The 14,233-nt window shown below is 65.0% G+C and carries 12 protein-coding genes; 3 read left to right on the top strand and 9 right to left on the bottom strand.

The window, feature by feature from the left end; genetic code table 11:
• Positions 1 to 50 precede the first annotated feature (50 nt).
• The gene (locus K6301_RS09710) at positions 51 to 899 is read right to left on the bottom strand and encodes a LysR family transcriptional regulator (protein ID WP_247216483.1); all 849 of its coding nucleotides are present in this window, start codon (positions 897 to 899) and stop codon (positions 51 to 53) included.
• A gap of 130 nt (positions 900 to 1,029) precedes the next feature.
• On the opposite strand from K6301_RS09710, the gene K6301_RS09705 reads away from it, so the two are divergent.
• From K6301_RS09705 to K6301_RS09695, 3 genes are read left to right on the top strand one after another with little or no spacing between them, the layout of a single operon-like run.
• On the top strand, positions 1,030 to 3,480 hold the full coding sequence (locus tag K6301_RS09705; protein WP_247216481.1) for a GcvT family protein: 2,451 nt from the start codon (positions 1,030 to 1,032) through the stop codon (positions 3,478 to 3,480).
• Entirely contained in the window at positions 3,477 to 5,924 is a 2,448-nt protein-coding gene (locus K6301_RS09700; RefSeq protein WP_247216479.1) for a GcvT family protein, read from the top strand. The genes K6301_RS09705 and K6301_RS09700 overlap by 4 nt, the downstream gene beginning before the upstream one ends.
• Positions 5,921 to 6,751 (top strand): isocitrate lyase/PEP mutase family protein, encoded by an 831-nt coding sequence (locus tag K6301_RS09695; protein WP_247216477.1) that lies wholly within the window; start codon positions 5,921 to 5,923, stop codon positions 6,749 to 6,751. The genes K6301_RS09700 and K6301_RS09695 overlap by 4 nt, the downstream gene beginning before the upstream one ends.
• Positions 6,752 to 6,753: 2 nt before the next feature.
• Here the strand turns inward: K6301_RS09695 and K6301_RS09690 are convergent, their stop codons facing one another.
• The 8 genes from K6301_RS09690 to K6301_RS09655 all read right to left on the bottom strand — a co-directional run bounded on the left by K6301_RS09690 (position 6,754) and on the right by K6301_RS09655 (position 14,084).
• Positions 6,754 to 7,269, bottom strand: a complete 516-nt coding sequence (locus tag K6301_RS09690; protein ID WP_247216475.1) for a hypothetical protein — start codon at positions 7,267 to 7,269, stop codon at positions 6,754 to 6,756.
• A 59-nt stretch (positions 7,270 to 7,328) separates the two neighbouring features.
• The gene (locus K6301_RS09685; RefSeq protein ID WP_247216473.1) at positions 7,329 to 8,432 is read right to left on the bottom strand and encodes an ABC transporter substrate-binding protein; all 1,104 of its coding nucleotides are present in this window, start codon (positions 8,430 to 8,432) and stop codon (positions 7,329 to 7,331) included.
• Entirely contained in the window at positions 8,429 to 9,184 is a 756-nt protein-coding gene (fhuF, locus tag K6301_RS09680) for a siderophore-iron reductase FhuF (RefSeq protein WP_247216471.1), read from the bottom strand. Before fhuF ends, K6301_RS09685 begins: the two co-directional genes overlap by 4 nt.
• Positions 9,185 to 9,353: 169 nt before the next feature.
• Complete coding sequence (locus K6301_RS09675) at positions 9,354 to 9,527, bottom strand: DUF1328 domain-containing protein (RefSeq protein WP_134647228.1); 174 nt, start codon at positions 9,525 to 9,527, stop codon at positions 9,354 to 9,356.
• Positions 9,528 to 9,789: 262 nt separating this feature from the next.
• On the bottom strand, positions 9,790 to 11,217 hold the full coding sequence (locus K6301_RS09670) for a gamma-aminobutyraldehyde dehydrogenase (protein WP_247216469.1): 1,428 nt from the start codon (positions 11,215 to 11,217) through the stop codon (positions 9,790 to 9,792).
• Positions 11,218 to 11,333: 116 nt separating this feature from the next.
• Positions 11,334 to 12,149, bottom strand: coding sequence for an ABC transporter permease (locus K6301_RS09665; protein ID WP_247216467.1), 816 nt, complete (start codon positions 12,147 to 12,149; stop codon positions 11,334 to 11,336).
• Complete coding sequence (locus tag K6301_RS09660; protein ID WP_247216465.1) at positions 12,139 to 13,092, bottom strand: ABC transporter permease; 954 nt, start codon at positions 13,090 to 13,092, stop codon at positions 12,139 to 12,141. Before K6301_RS09660 ends, K6301_RS09665 begins: the two co-directional genes overlap by 11 nt.
• The gene (locus K6301_RS09655) at positions 13,092 to 14,084 is read right to left on the bottom strand and encodes an ABC transporter ATP-binding protein (RefSeq protein WP_247216463.1); all 993 of its coding nucleotides are present in this window, start codon (positions 14,082 to 14,084) and stop codon (positions 13,092 to 13,094) included. The genes K6301_RS09660 and K6301_RS09655 overlap by 1 nt, the downstream gene beginning before the upstream one ends.
• Positions 14,085 to 14,233: the final 149 nt, after the last annotated feature.

Genomic DNA, 14,233 nt, shown 5'->3' with positions numbered 1-14,233 from the left:
TCGGATCTGATTTGCCGTTAATAGGCAGCGCGTGAAGCAGTTTCAATGCTTCATGCGGCAAGAAGCGCCTGAAGGATGGAGATGATACGCCGGTGCTGGTGTGCATGGCGGGTGCGCACGTTCACCGCGGCATAGACCGGCTGGAGGATGGGCTCGGCGCCCTCCACACGCTGCACCGTGCCGGCGCGCACCAGCCGTTCGGCATCGGCCCGCGTCACGAAGGCGGAGCCGCCGAGCTTTTGCATCAGGGCGAGGATCGCCGTGGTCTCGCCGCTGGCGATCGGCGCCGTCGAGAGATCGGGATAGGCCTGCCGGTGCATCCGGTCGAAGGCAGGGGAATAGACGGCCTGGATGTAATCGTTCGGCCGCACGTCTTCGATGCGGCGCACCCGGTTGCTCACCATCTCGTAATGCATGTCGCCGATGCGCTCATAGTGCAGGTCGGGCAGGTAGTGCGGGGTGAAGAGAATGGCGAGGTCGAGGTCGCCCGCACCGAGGTCGCGGTTCATCTGGCTGGAATAATCCACCTCGAGATAGATGGAGGTGGCCGGCAGTTCGCGGCGCACCGCAGACAGCCAGTCGCCGGCGTAATGGGCGGCAAGATCGTGCTGCAGGCCGATGCGCATGGAGCGCTCGTAGGCGCCGGCCGTCTCCACCGCGCGTGTTGCCTCATGCCATTGATGTTGCAGGGCTTTCGCATGGTCGAGAAAGCGCAGGCCCGCGGCCGTCGGCTGCGTTCCGCCCTTGTTTCGGGCAAAGAGCTTGCGCGCGAAGAGCGCCTCCAGCGCATTGATGCGATGCGTGACCGTGGATTGCGTGACGTTCAGCCGCTCCGCCGTTCGGTTGAAGTTGCGGGTTTCCATCAGGTCCAAGAATGTCTCGATCAGAACGATTTGCATGAAGGCGCCGTCTTTTCCCGAATGTTTCGGGGAAATGTAATCGGTGCTTTCGATTAATAAAGCAAAATCCGCCGGGTTGCCGCCCTTCGCTTTGATTGCCAAAAATCAAGCGCAAAGAAGGGGAACGAGAATGTCCGCACTGCCAACCCATGCCCGCGTCGTCATCATCGGTGGAGGCGCCGTCGGGGCGTCCGCGCTCTACCATCTGGCCAGGGCCGGCTGGACGGATTGCGTGCTGCTCGAAAAGAACGAGCTGACCGCCGGCTCCACCTGGCATGCCGCCGGCAACGTGCCGACCTTCTCGTCCTCCTGGTCGATCATGAACATGCAGCGCTATTCCGCTTCGCTCTATCGCGAGCTTGGCGATCTGGTCGATTATCCCATGAACTACCACGTCACCGGCTCCATCCGGCTTGGCCATTCGAAGGAGCGCTTGCAGGAGTTCAAGCGCGTCGTCGGCATGGGGCGCTATCAGGGCATGGACCTCGATATCCTCACGCCCGACGAGATGCGGGGAAAATATCCCTTCCTCGAAACGCACGACCTGACCGGCGCGCTTTACGATCCCTATGACGGCGACATCGACCCCGCGCAGCTGACGCAGGCGCTCGCCAAGGGCGCACGCGACATGGGCGCGAAGATCTTCCGCTTCTGTCCCGCCACCGGCGCGCGCCGGGACGGCGACGAATGGGTGATCTCCACGCCGCAGGGCGAAATCCGCTGCGAGAAGGTCGTCAACGCTGCCGGTTATTATGCCCGCGAGGTCGGAAAGTGGTTCGGCCGCGACGTGCCGATGATGGTGATGAGCCATCAATATATCCTGTTCGAGGAAATTCCCGAGCTTGCGGCCTGGTCGAAGGACGCCGGCCACAAGCTGCCGCTGCTGCGCGACGTCGATAGTTCCTACTATCTCCGGCAGGAGAAGACGGGCATGAATCTGGGCCCCTATGAGCGCAACTGCAAGGCGCATTGGGTGACGCCGGACGATCCGATGCCGGACGATTTCTCCTTCCAGCTCTTCCCCGACGATCTCGACCGGCTGGAATGGTATCTCAACGATGCCGTCGAACGCGTGCCGATCCTCGGCACGGCCGGCCTGTCGCGCATGATCAACGGTCCCATTCCCTATGCGCCCGATGGCAATCCGCTGATCGGCCCCATGCCCGGCGTGCCGAACGCCTACGAGGCCTGCGTCTTCACCTTCGGCATCTGCCAGGCCGGCGGCGCGGGCAAGGTGCTGGCCGAGTGGGTGACGGAAGGCGAGACGGAGTGGGACATGTGGTCGTGCGATCCGCGCCGCTACACCAGCTTCGCGGCCGACAAGGACTACTGCATCGCCAAGGGCATGGAAGTCTACGGCCACGAATATGCCATGCACTTTCCCAAGCATGCGTGGCCGGCTGGGCGCGACCAAAAATTGTCGCCGATCCACGATCGCATCGCGGCGCTCGGCGCGCAGTTCAAGCCCTATAACGGTTGGGAACGCGCCATGTGGTACGCCCAGCCCGGCGACGACACATCGGAGGAATCGACGCAGACCTGGAACCGCGAGGGGCCATGGCGGCCGCGCATCGAGGAGGAGTGCCGCGCCGTCAGCGAGGCCGCCGGCATTCTCGATCTTCCCGGTTTCTCGCGCTTCCGCGTCAAGGGCGAGGGGGCGACGGCCTGGCTTTCCACGCTTACCACCGGCAAGCTGCCGAAGCCCGGTCGCATCGGCCTTGCCTATTTCGCCGACGACAAGGGTCGCATCGTCACGGAAATGTCGGTCATGATGCTGGCGGAGGATTTCTTCTTCCTCATCACGGCTGCGACCGCCCAGTGGCACGATCTCGAATGGCTGCAAAAGCATCTGCCCGACGATGCCGCCTTCACCATAGACGACGTGACCGACGCCTTCTCCTGTCAGATCCTGTCGGGCCCCAATTCCCGCGCCATCCTTGCAGGCGTTTCGGACGCCGATCTTTCCAAGGGCTGGCTGACGCATCAGAGCTGCCAGATCGCCGGCCGCTGGTGCCAGCTGGTGCGCGTCTCCTTTGCCGGCGAGCTCGGCTGGGAAATCCACACGAAGATCGAGGATACCGCCGCCATCTTCGACGCGGTGTGGGAAGCGGGCCGGAAGCACGGTCTCAAACCCTTCGGCATGGAGGCGCTGGACAGCCTGCGCATCGAGAAGGGCTACCGCGCCTGGAAGGGCGATCTTTCGACCGATTACACCGTTCTGCAAGGCGGCCTCGATCGCTTCGTCGATTGGGCGAAGCCCGATTTCAAGGGCAAGGCGGCGCTGGAGCGCGAGAAGCAGCAGGGCGTCACCAAGCGTTTCGTGCTGTTGACGGTGGAGGCCGGCGACTGCGACGCGCCCTACATGTCGACGCTCTGGCATGGCGGACAGGTGGTTGGCGAGACCACGTCCGGCAACTGGGGTTACCGTGTCGGCAAATCCATCGCGCTCGGCATGCTGCGCGCCGACCTCGCTATAGCCGGCACCGAAATCGAGGTGGAAATCTACGGCGATCGCTTCAAGGCAACGGTCCAGCCCGACGGGCCGCTCTTCGATCCCAACAATGAAAGACTGCGTGCATGAGCAAAGCCATTCCCTCCAAGGCGCGCGCCGTCATCATCGGCGGCGGTGTCTCCGGCTGCTCGGTCGCCTATCACCTGGCCAAGCTCGGCTGGACGGATGTGGTGCTTCTGGAGCGCAAGCAGCTGACATCGGGCACGACGTGGCATGCCGCCGGCCTCATCGGCCAGCTGCGCGCCTCGCAGAACATGACGCGGCTCGCCAAATATTCGGCCGATCTCTACACCAAGCTCGAAGCCGAGACCGGCATCGGCACCGGCATGCGCCAGTGCGGCTCCATGACGGTGGCGCTGACGGACGAGCGCAGGGAAGAGATCTACCGCCAGGCCTCGCTCGCCCGCGCCTTCGATGTCGATGTGCGCGAGATCACCGTCGACGAGGTGAAGGCGATGTATCCGCACCTCAACACGGCGGATATCAAGGCGGCCGTGCACCTGCCGCTCGACGGCCAGTGCGATCCGGCCAATATCGCCATGGCGCTGGCCAAGGGCGCGCGGCAGAACGGGGCGACGGTTTTCGAAGGCGTCAAGGTCACGTCCGTCGAGACCAGGGACGGCCGCGTGACGGGCGTCACCTGCGAGCAGAACGGCGAGACGTTCACCATCGAGACTGAAAACGTCGTCAATGCCGCCGGAATGTGGGGCCGCACGCTCGCCGATATGTCCGGCGTCACCCTGCCGCTGCATGCCTGCGAGCACTTCTACATCGTCACCGAGCCGATCCCCAACCTCCAGCGCCTGCCGGTGCTGCGCGTGCCGGACGAGTGCACCTATTACAAGGAAGATGCCGGCAAGATGCTGATCGGCGCCTTCGAGCTGAAGGCCAAGCCCTGGGGCATGGACGGCATTTCGGAGGACTTCTGCTTCGACCAGTTGCCGGAGGATTTCGATCACTTCCAGCCGATCCTCGAAAACGCCATCAACCGCATGCCGATGCTGGAGACGGCAGGCATCCACACCTTCTTCAACGGTCCGGAAAGCTTTACGCCCGACGACCGCTACTATCTCGGCGAGGCCCCGCAGCTGAAGGGCTACTGGGTCGCGGCCGGTTACAATTCCATCGGCATCGTCTCCTCCGGCGGCGCCGGTATGGCGCTGGCGCAGTGGATGAACGACGGCGAGCCGCCCTTCGATCTCTGGGAGGTCGATATCCGCCGCGCCCAGCCGTTCCAGAAGAACCGTGCCTATCTCAAGGATCGCGTTTCCGAAACGCTCGGCCTGCTCTATGCCGACCACTTCCCCTATCGCCAGATGGCGACCGCCCGCGGCGTTCGCCGTTCGCCCATCCACGAACATCTGAAGGCCCGCGGCGCCGTCTTCGGCGAGGTCGCCGGGTGGGAGCGCGCCAACTGGTTCGCGAAAGAGGGCCAGGAGCGTGAATACCGCTATTCCTGGAAGCGGCAGAACTGGTTCGAGAATCAGAAGGAAGAACACCTGGCGGTCCGCAACGGCGTCGGCCTGTTCGACATGACCTCCTTCGGCAAGATCCGCGTCGAGGGCCGCGATGCGCTGGCTTTCCTCCAGAAACTCTGCGCCAACCAGATGGATGTCGCCCCCGGCAGGATCGTCTATACCCAGATGCTGAACGCCCGCGGCGGCATCGAGAGCGACCTGACGGTGACGCGCCTTTCGGAGACAGCCTTTTTCCTTGTCGTGCCCGGCGCCACCTTGCAGCGCGACCTCGCCTGGCTGCGCAAGCATCTGCAGGACGAGTTCGTCGTCATCACCGATGTCACGGCCGCCGAGAGCGTGCTCTGCGTCATGGGGCCGAAGGCGCGTGATCTCATGCAGAAGGTCAGCCCGAACGACTTTTCCAATGCCGCACACCCCTTCGCCACCGCGCGGGAGATCGAGATCGGCATGGGTCTCGCCCGCGCGCACCGCGTCACCTATGTCGGCGAGCTTGGCTGGGAGCTCTATGTCTCCACCGACCAGACCGCCCATGTCTTCGAGGCGCTGGAGGAAGCGGGCGCGGATGTCGGCCTGAAACTTTGCGGCCTGCACACGCTGGATTCGTGTCGCATCGAAAAGGCATTCCGCCATTTCGGCCACGATATCACCGACGAGGACCATGTGCTGGAAGCCGGTCTCGGCTTTGCGGTGCGCACGAAGAAGGGCGAGTTCATCGGCCGCGATTCGGTTCTGCGCAAGCAGGAGGAGGGCCTGAAGCGCCGCATGGTGCAGTTCCGCCTGACGGATCCCGAGCCGCTGCTCTTCCACAACGAGGCGCTGGTGCGTGACAGCAGGATCGTCTCGACCATCACGTCGGGCAATTACGGTCACTATCTCGGCGGCGCCATCGGCATGGGCTATGTGCCCTGTGCAGGCGAGAGCGAAGCCGATATGCTCGCCTCCCGTTATGAAGTCGAGATCGCGGGCGTGCGGGTTGAGGCGGAAGCCTCGCTCGTGCCGCTCTACGATCCGAAAGCCGAGAGAGTGCGCGCGTGACCAGCCTTGCCGACCGTCATCGCCGTTTCCACGATCTTCACCAGTCGGGCTGCTTCGTCATCCCCAATCCCTGGGATATCGGCTCTGCGCGTTTGATGGCGGCATCCGGCGCCGTGGCGCTCGCCACGACCTCGGCGGGCTTTGCCTTCACGCTCGGCCGGCCGGATATGGGCCGCGTCAGTCGCGAGGAATCGCTCAGGCATGCCGAGGAGATCGTGCGCGCTACGCCGCTGCCGGTATCGGGCGATTTCGAGAACGGCTTCGCCGATGCCCCTGACGATGTCGCCGAGACGATCCGGCTTGCGGCTGAAGTCGGCCTGTCCGGCTGCTCCATCGAGGACACGCAGATGGTGGAGGGCAACCCGGCCTACGCGTTCGAGCTTGCCGTCGAACGCATCCGCGCCGCTGCGGACGCCGCCCGCTCGCTCGGCCGGCCCTTCATCCTGTGTGCCCGCGCCGATGGCGTGATGAACGGCGTCTACGATCTCGACGAAGCGATCCGCCGCATCCAGGCTTTCGAGAAGGCGGGTGCCGATCTCGTCTATGTGCCGGTGCCGCCGGGCGAGGCGGAACTGCGCCGCGTCGTCGGCGCCGTGTCCATCCCCGTCAATGCGCTGGCCGCCGGGCCCTTGCGCGCGCTCACGGTGCCTGACTTCGCCGCGATCGGCGTGCGCCGCATCTCGCTCGGCTCGATGATCGCGCGCGTCACCCATGCAGCGATCGCCGAGCAGATGGAGGCGATCATCAGGGATGGCAGCTTCGCCAAACTCTCGGCCGCCGCCTCGGGCGACCGCATCAACGCCATGCTGATCGCCGGCGCGGGCTGAACCTATCGGGCCACCGCACGCACATCGCGCACGCCGAAATCCCATTCGGGCGCCGTCACGGGCGTCAGGTCGCTGCCGGGGAACACGGCGAAGGTGGTGAAGTCCTGGGTTTCCCCGGGCAGCACGCGCAGCACGACGAGTGCATCGTCGCGGCCCACCTCCCGGCAGGTGCCACCGGGGCAATCCGACAGTACCATGTCGAGCCGGAAGGACTGCATGGGGCTTGTGCCCTTGTTGGCGACGCGGCCCGTGACACGATAGCTCGTTTTCGTCTGGCCCATCGTGGCCTGCATGTCGGAAAGCTGGACCATATCGGCAACGAGGACGGACGTCGCGACGTTTCCGGAAACCGGCTCGCCGGTCGGAATACGGTCCTCACGCATCCAGATCAGCAGGGCCGAGACGAGGCCGATGGCAACCACGATGGTCAGTGCGGGTTCGACCCAGCTTTGGAAGCGCCGGAAGCGCAGTGCGAGATAGAGAATTGTCGCCGCTGCGACCGCAAATGCCCAGATCATTCAAGTCCTCCTGGACCTGATATAGCCTCTGCCATCCGGTCCCGAAAGGGCGCGCGTGGTCAATTCGGCTTGAGGTCGATCCAGTAGGCGCCGTCGAAGGGCACGGCGGCGAAGCGCGCATTGATCTCCTTCAGGGTCGCGGCGGGATCGACGTCCGGAAAAACGTCCGGCCGCAATCGTTGCGCGAAGAATTCGGCGGCGACGATGTTGAGCGGCACGGCGTTGAAGAAGTTCCACAGCGCATGCACCCGCCCTTCGTGCACCGCGCGCAGGCTCGCGAGATGCGGTGCCTCCACCAGGCGGGCCAGCGTCTCGCGCGCCCGCTCGGGATCGACGCCCGGGCCGACGGTCAGCGACGTATAGGCGCCGTCGGGCAGGGCGGTGGCGATATAGACGTCGGGATCGGCGCCGATGACGAACTCCGCGCTCACCGTGCCGCCCTGCCGCGGCAGGTCCGCTGCGATGTTGCGGCTGCCGGTGATGGCGAGGAATTCGCCAAGGCCACCGGTGCCGAAGGCAAAGCAGCACTTGTCCGGGTTCGGCAGCCCATCCATGAAGACGGTGGGACCGGGTTCGGAATTTGCGGCGGCCAGGTCGCGGATGCGCTCCACCCGCGCCTCGTAGAAGTCGGCGAAGGCGTTGGCTTGCTCCTCACGGTTCAGCACGCGGCCGAGAAAGCGCATGTTGCGTGCGGTGTTCTCCAGCGCATTGCTGTTGAAATCTACGACGATGACGGGGACGCCTGCCTGTTCGAGAAAGCCGATCGCCTGCCGTCCCGCATCCGTGTCGGCCTGCCAGTTGGCGAGGATGGCGAGGTCGGCGTTCAGCGACAGCAGCGCCTCGAAGGATACCGATATGCCGTCGCCGATGACGGGCACGGTCTCGATAGCGGGGAATTTCTGTTTGAATTGGGCATAAAGGCCGGACTTGTCGCCCTTCATGTCGCCGGCCCAGCCGGCGAGCAGGCTGACGGGATCGGGATGGATGAGCGACAGCGCAACCAGATCGAGCCCGGTGCCAAGCAGGATCGCCTTCGGCGCGGCGGGGATCGTGACCTCCCGGCCGAAGGAATCCGTCACCGTCAGCGGGTACTGCACCTCGGCGCGGACGGGCAGGGCAGCGAGCAGGAGGAAGGCCAGAAGGGCAAGGGCGCGTTTCGTCATTGTTTTCTCAGTTCCGGCAGGGCGCAGAGTTCGCCGCAGGCCGGAATGCCCGGCAGCATGTAGCGCAGGCAACAGACCTTGCGGCGGCAGTGGATCGCGCCTGCTTCCACATCGTGGCGCAGGCATCCGAAAAAGGGATTGCGGCTGCCGTCGGCAAGGTGCTGGCAGGCGAAGAGCGCGCGCGACGGCCAGTGGTCGTCGCCCTCGGGCTGCGAGCGGTCCGTCGTGTTGAAGGCGTAGTCGATGTAGACGGCGGCGTTGGTCCAGGCCAGCCGCGCGGCGATGCCGGCCTTTTCCTTCAGCGCGTTGACCACCGGCGCCAGATGCGTCTCCACTAGCGGCGCGACGACATCGAGCAGATCGCCGTCCTCGCTCCATTCGCCTTCGTCCGGTAGGCCGAAGGCGCGCGGCAGGCCGTCCTCGGCAAGCGCGATGGTCATGGTGTCGATGGAGACGGGCAGCCGGGTTTCCGCACGCCGCGCCACCACATAGGGAATGTTGAGCGCCGAGAAATAGTAGAGCGACCAGTATGACGCGACCGCGCGGCGGTCTGTGGCCGGGTGGTGCGCCGCATAGCGTTCGAGCGCGTCGCGCAGTCCGTCGCCGTTCAGGAAGTCGCGAAGCGGCATCGCGTCCTCAAGCTCCGACGACAGCATCATCTTCTCGCCGCACCAGGCTTGCTCGCCCGAAAAGATCGCCTTCAGGCCGGGCGCGAACGCACCGGCAGCCTGCATCGTCGTCCCCGCCGTCATGCCACCTCTCCGGCGGCCGGGCGCTGCCGTTTCATGGCGCGGAATATGTGGGGGTGGGGCATGAGGATGACAGGCGATCGTGGGTTATAAGGTGATCGCTTTTATCATCTTTATTGCCGCCGTCACACCCCGGAGCGCGGAAAATCGCGCTCCGGGGTCGCGGGGTTCATCAGACCACAGCACTGCCGGCCATCAGCGCCAGCACGATGAAGATGAGGAAGATCACGAGGGCGATGGCGAAGAGGACCTTCGAGATCGTCGCGGTTGCCGACGACACGCCGGAAAAGCCGAGGAAGCCGGTGATCAGCGAGATGACGAGAAAAATCAGAGCCCATTTCAGCATGGAAGTACCTCCTGTCAGGTCTCGCAAAGACGCGCCAGGGGCGAAAAGGTTCCAGGGGCGGGGTCACCCCCCTCTGCCCTGCCGGGCATCTCCCCCACAAGGGGGGAGATTGGATGGAGCAATGGTTTCCATCCTCTCTATCGCCGTTGATTGCGTGCTACTGCCGTTGCTTAAGCGAAGGTCGCGCCCCTTGCCGATCTCCCCCCTTGTGGGGGAGATGGCCGGCAGGCCAGAGGGGGGTAACCCGCCCCGAGCCCCCAACTCACCCGTGATTGATCATCACATGGCGAACGGCCGTATAGTCCTCCAGCGCATAGATCGACATGTCCTTGCCGTAGCCCGACTGCTTGACGCCGCCATGCGGCATCTCGTTAGTCAGCATGAAATGCGTGTTGATCCAGGTGCAGCCATATTGCAGGCGCGACGCCGCGGTCATCGCCTTGCCGATGTCCTTCGTCCAGACGGACGAGGCGAGGCCGTAATCGCTGTCGTTCGCCCAGGTGATCGCCTGGTCGGCATCGGAAAAGCGCGTGACGGAGACGACGGGGCCGAACACCTCGCGGCGGACGATCTCGTCCTCCTGCGTGGCGCCTGCCACCACCGTCGGCTGGAAGAAGAAGCCGTCATCACTGCCGGCATGGCCGCCGGTGGTGATCTCGATATGCTTCACGTCGGAAGCGCGCTCCACGAAGCTTGCCACGCGGTCGCGCTGGCGGCGCGAGATCAGCGGGCCGATCTCGTTCAGCGTGTCGTCGGGGTCGTTGTACCTGATGGTGGAGACGGCGGCGGAGAGGTCGGCGACCAGCTTCTCGTAGATGCCGTCCTGCGCGTAGATGCGGCAGGCGGCGGTGCAGTCCTGGCCCGCATTGTAGTAGCCGAAGGCGCGAACGCCCGCGACGACCGCTTCCAGATCGGCATCGTCGAACACCACGACCGGCGCCTTGCCGCCGAGCTCCAGATGGGTGCGCTTCACGGTCTTGGCGGCGGCGGTCAGCACCTTCTTGCCGGTGGCGATGTCGCCGGTGATCGAGACCATGTTGATCTTCGGATGGTTGATCAGCGTGTTACCGACGGTCTCGCCGCGGCCGAGCACGATGTTGACCACGCCTTCCGGCAGGATCTCGGCGAGCAGCTTCGCCATTTTCAGCGCCGTCAGCGGCGTCTGTTCGGAGGGCTTGAAGACGACGGTGTTGCCGCCGGCAATGGCGGGCGCGAGCTTCCAGGCCATCATCATCAGCGGATAGTTCCACGGCGCGATCGAGCCGACGATGCCGATGGGGTCGCGGCGCACCATCGAGGTGAAGCCGGGCAGGTATTCGGCGGCAACCGGCGCCTGCAGCGAGCGGATGGCGCCGGCGAAGAAGCGCCAGCAGTCGACGATGGCCGGCAGCTCGTCGTTGCGGGCGGCGTTGATCGGCTTGCCGCAGTTCAGCGCTTCGAGTGCCGCGAAGGCATCGGCATCCTTCTCGATGGCGTCGGCGATCTTCAACAGATAGGCGGAGCGCTCGCCGGGCGTCGTCTTCGCCCAGGAGACGAACGCCTTTTCGGCGGCATCGACGGCGGCGTCGATCTGCGCGTGGGAGGCCTCCGGCAGGTCGACGATCTTGCCGCCGGTCTTCGGGTTCAGGATATGCTCTTCCGCCTCGGTGCCGGCTTCGAAACGCGCGCCGATCAGCATCTGGGTGTCCATGGCATGTTCTCCGTTGTTGGCGGAGCGAATAGCGAATGGCGAGTAGCGAATAGGGTTACCGGATATGCAGGCTGGAAGTCCCTATTCGCTATTCGCCACTCCCTATTCGCTCAGATTCACTTCCCGCTGCCGGCGACCTGGTCGCCGTCGCGGGTGAGGTAGTAGGCGCCGAGGATCGGCAGGAAGGTGACGATGACGACGACCATGGCGACGACATTGGTCACCGGGCGCTGGCGCGGCCGCACCAGTTCCTCCAGCATCCAGATTGGCAGGGTCGATTGCTGGCCGGCCGTGAAGGTCGTCACGATTACCTCGTCGAAGGACAGCGCGAAGGCGAGCATGCCGCCGGCCAGAAGTGCGGTGCCGATATTCGGCAGGATGATGTAGCGGAAGGTCTGGAAGCTGTCGGCGCCGAGATCCATCGAGGCCTCGATCAGCGAGCCGGAGACGCGCCGGAAGCGGGCCACCGCATTGTTGTAGACGACCACGACGCAGAAGGTCGCGTGGCCGAGCACGATGGTCCAGAAGGAGAAGGGGATTTCCGCAAAGGAAAAGGCCGAGCGCAGCGCGATGCCGGTGATGATGCCGGGCAGCGCGATGGGCAGGATGACGAGCAGCGAGATCGTCTCGCGGCCGAAGAATTTGGTGCGGGAAACGGCGGCGGCGCAGAGCGTGCCGAGAACCAGGGCGATCGCCGTCGAGATCGCGGCGACGCGCACGGAAAGCCCGAGCGCCTCCCACACGTCCGGCCGGTTCCAGGTGACGGCGAACCATTTGAGCGTCAGCCCCGGCGGCGGGAACTGGTAGCTCTTCTCCTCCGTCGTGAAGGCATAGAGGAAGATCAGCAGGATCGGCAGGTGCAGGAAGGCGAGGCCGGCGCCGGCGGCGATCTTCAGGCCGAGGGGTGCGGACGTGTTCCGGTCAGAGCGCATCGAAGGCTCCCTGTCGCTTGGCCATCCACAGATAGAGGCCCATGATGACGATCGGCACGACGGAGAAGGCGGCGGCCAGCGGGATGTTGCCGGCCGTGCCCTGCTGGGCATAGACCGCCTGGCCGATGAACAGCCGTGACGAGCCGATGATCTGCGGGATGATGTAGTCGCCCAATGTCAGCGAGAAGGTGAAGATCGAACCGGCGATGATGCCGGGCAGCGCCAGCGGAAACAGCACGAAACGGAAGGTCTGCGCCGGGTTGCCACCAAGGTCGGCCGAGGCCTCGATCAGGTTGCCGGGCACGCGCTCCAGCGCCGCCTGGATCGGCAGGATCATGAAGGGCATCCAGACATAGATGAAGACGATGAAGGTGCCGGTATAGCTGATCGACAGCGAGGACCCGCCGACCACCGGCAGCGCCAGCCAGGCATCGAGCAGCCACATGAGGTGCAGCTTGGCGAGGAACCAGGTGAGGATGCCCTCCTTGGCCAGGATCAGCTTCCAGGCATAGATTTTGACGAGGTAGCTCGACCACAGCGGCAGCATCACGCCGAGATAGAAGATCACCTTCCATTTTCCTTGGGCGTAGCGTGCGGCGTAATAGGCGATGGGGAAGGCGATGACCGCCGAGGCGAGCGTCACCATCACGGCCATGACGACGGTGCGCAGGATGATGTCGAAATTCGACGGGATGAGCAGCTGTCTGTAGGTGGAGAGCGTGAACTCGTAATTGATCAGCCCGGAAAAGTCGTCGATCGAGAAGAAGCTCTGTAACAGCAGCGCGATCAGCGAGCCGAGATAAATGATGCCGAGCCACAAAAGCGGCGGCGTCAGCATCAGGAGCAGCAGGATCCCGGGTTTGCGCCAGAAGAGGTCGGAGAGCCGGCCGGAAAGGCCGCCGCGGCGCGCGAGGATGGAGGTGTCGGTAATGACCGTGCTCATCACGCGTCATCCATCGTATGCAGGTCTTCCGGCAGGAAGGACAGCGTGACCATCTCGCCTTGCGCCGGCACCGCGACGGCGGCGGGTAGCATGGCGGCGATGCGGGTGCCGTTGGCGTCCACCGTCACGCGGTTGGCGGCGCCGAGGAAGCTTGCGGCGGTCACGCGGCCGGAGACATACTTGCGGCCCGGGCCGTCGCCGAGCGCGATCGCCTCGGGGCGCAGGCTGGCATGGTGGCGGCCGAAGCCGAGCATGTCGACGAAATCGGGCGGCAGCACGTTGGAGGAGCCGACGAAATCGGCGACGAAGCGCGTCGCCGGCCGCTTGTAGACCTCTTCCGGCGTGCCGAGCTGCTGGATCTTTCCGTCGTTGAACACGGCGATGCGGTCGGCCATGGAGAGCGCTTCGCCCTGGTCGTGCGTCACGAAGACGAAGGTGATGCCGAGCGATTTCTGCAGGGCCTTCAGCTCTTCCTGCATCCGCTCGCGCAGCTTGAGGTCGAGCGCGCCGAGCGGTTCGTCGAGGAGCAGCACGCGCGGCCGGTTGACCAGCGCGCGGGCGAGCGCCACGCGCTGGCGCTGGCCGCCCGAGAGCTGGCCGGGGCGGCGCGTGCCGTAGCCGGGCAGCTTGACCATGGCGAGCGCGTCTTCGGCCGCCTTCAGGCGCTCGGCTCTGGCCACGCCCTTGACCATCAGGCCATAGGCGACGTTTTCGAGGATCGAGAGATGCGGGAAGAGGGCATAGTCCTGGAACACCGTGTTGACGTTGCGCCGGTAGGGCGGCACGCCCTCGGCCGTCTCGCCGAAGATCTCGATATGCCCCGCCGTCGGCTGCTCGAACCCGGCCATCAGGCGCAGGCAGGTCGTCTTGCCGGAGCCGGACGGCCCGAGCATCGCGAAGAATTCCCCCTCGGCGATGGCGAGGTCCACGCTGTCGACGGCGCGCACGGCGCCGAAATGGCGGGACACTTGCTGGAACAGGACGGCGGTCATGGAGGCTCCCGGTGGTTTTGGACGATGGGCGAAGCGTCCATCGCGTGGAGATCATGGGCAGGAAAACGGTGCAGCTATCCGATCTCCACAAGAGTTGGGGCGTGGCATATGGAACTGTGAGGGCCTTTTGCCTCCTTCTCCCCCGCGGG

Origin of the sequence: Shinella oryzae (assembly GCF_023038235.1) — a bacterium.
Classification (GTDB): domain Bacteria; phylum Pseudomonadota; class Alphaproteobacteria; order Rhizobiales; family Rhizobiaceae; genus Shinella; species Shinella sumterensis.
The sequence above is the reverse complement of the archived record's forward strand: the minus strand, read 5'-3'. Positions and strand labels throughout refer to the sequence as shown.

Excerpts from the sequence above, each read along its gene's own strand:
- K6301_RS09710 (WP_247216483.1), bottom strand. The coding sequence starts at position 899 with ATGCAAATCGTTCTGATCGAGACATTCTTGGACCTGATGGAAACCCGC.
- K6301_RS09705 (WP_247216481.1), top strand. The coding sequence starts at position 1,030 with ATGTCCGCACTGCCAACCCATGCCCGCGTCGTCATCATCGGTGGAGGC.
- K6301_RS09700 (WP_247216479.1), top strand. The coding sequence starts at position 3,477 with ATGAGCAAAGCCATTCCCTCCAAGGCGCGCGCCGTCATCATCGGCGGC.
- K6301_RS09690 (WP_247216475.1), bottom strand. The coding sequence starts at position 7,269 with ATGATCTGGGCATTTGCGGTCGCAGCGGCGACAATTCTCTATCTCGCA.
- K6301_RS09685 (WP_247216473.1), bottom strand. The coding sequence starts at position 8,432 with ATGACGAAACGCGCCCTTGCCCTTCTGGCCTTCCTCCTGCTCGCTGCC.
- fhuF (WP_247216471.1), bottom strand. The coding sequence starts at position 9,184 with ATGACGGCGGGGACGACGATGCAGGCTGCCGGTGCGTTCGCGCCCGGC.
- K6301_RS09675 (WP_134647228.1), bottom strand. The coding sequence starts at position 9,527 with ATGCTGAAATGGGCTCTGATTTTTCTCGTCATCTCGCTGATCACCGGC.
- K6301_RS09670 (WP_247216469.1), bottom strand. The coding sequence starts at position 11,217 with ATGGACACCCAGATGCTGATCGGCGCGCGTTTCGAAGCCGGCACCGAG.
- K6301_RS09665 (WP_247216467.1), bottom strand. The coding sequence starts at position 12,149 with ATGCGCTCTGACCGGAACACGTCCGCACCCCTCGGCCTGAAGATCGCC.
- K6301_RS09660 (WP_247216465.1), bottom strand. The coding sequence starts at position 13,092 with ATGAGCACGGTCATTACCGACACCTCCATCCTCGCGCGCCGCGGCGGC.
- K6301_RS09655 (WP_247216463.1), bottom strand. The coding sequence starts at position 14,084 with ATGACCGCCGTCCTGTTCCAGCAAGTGTCCCGCCATTTCGGCGCCGTG.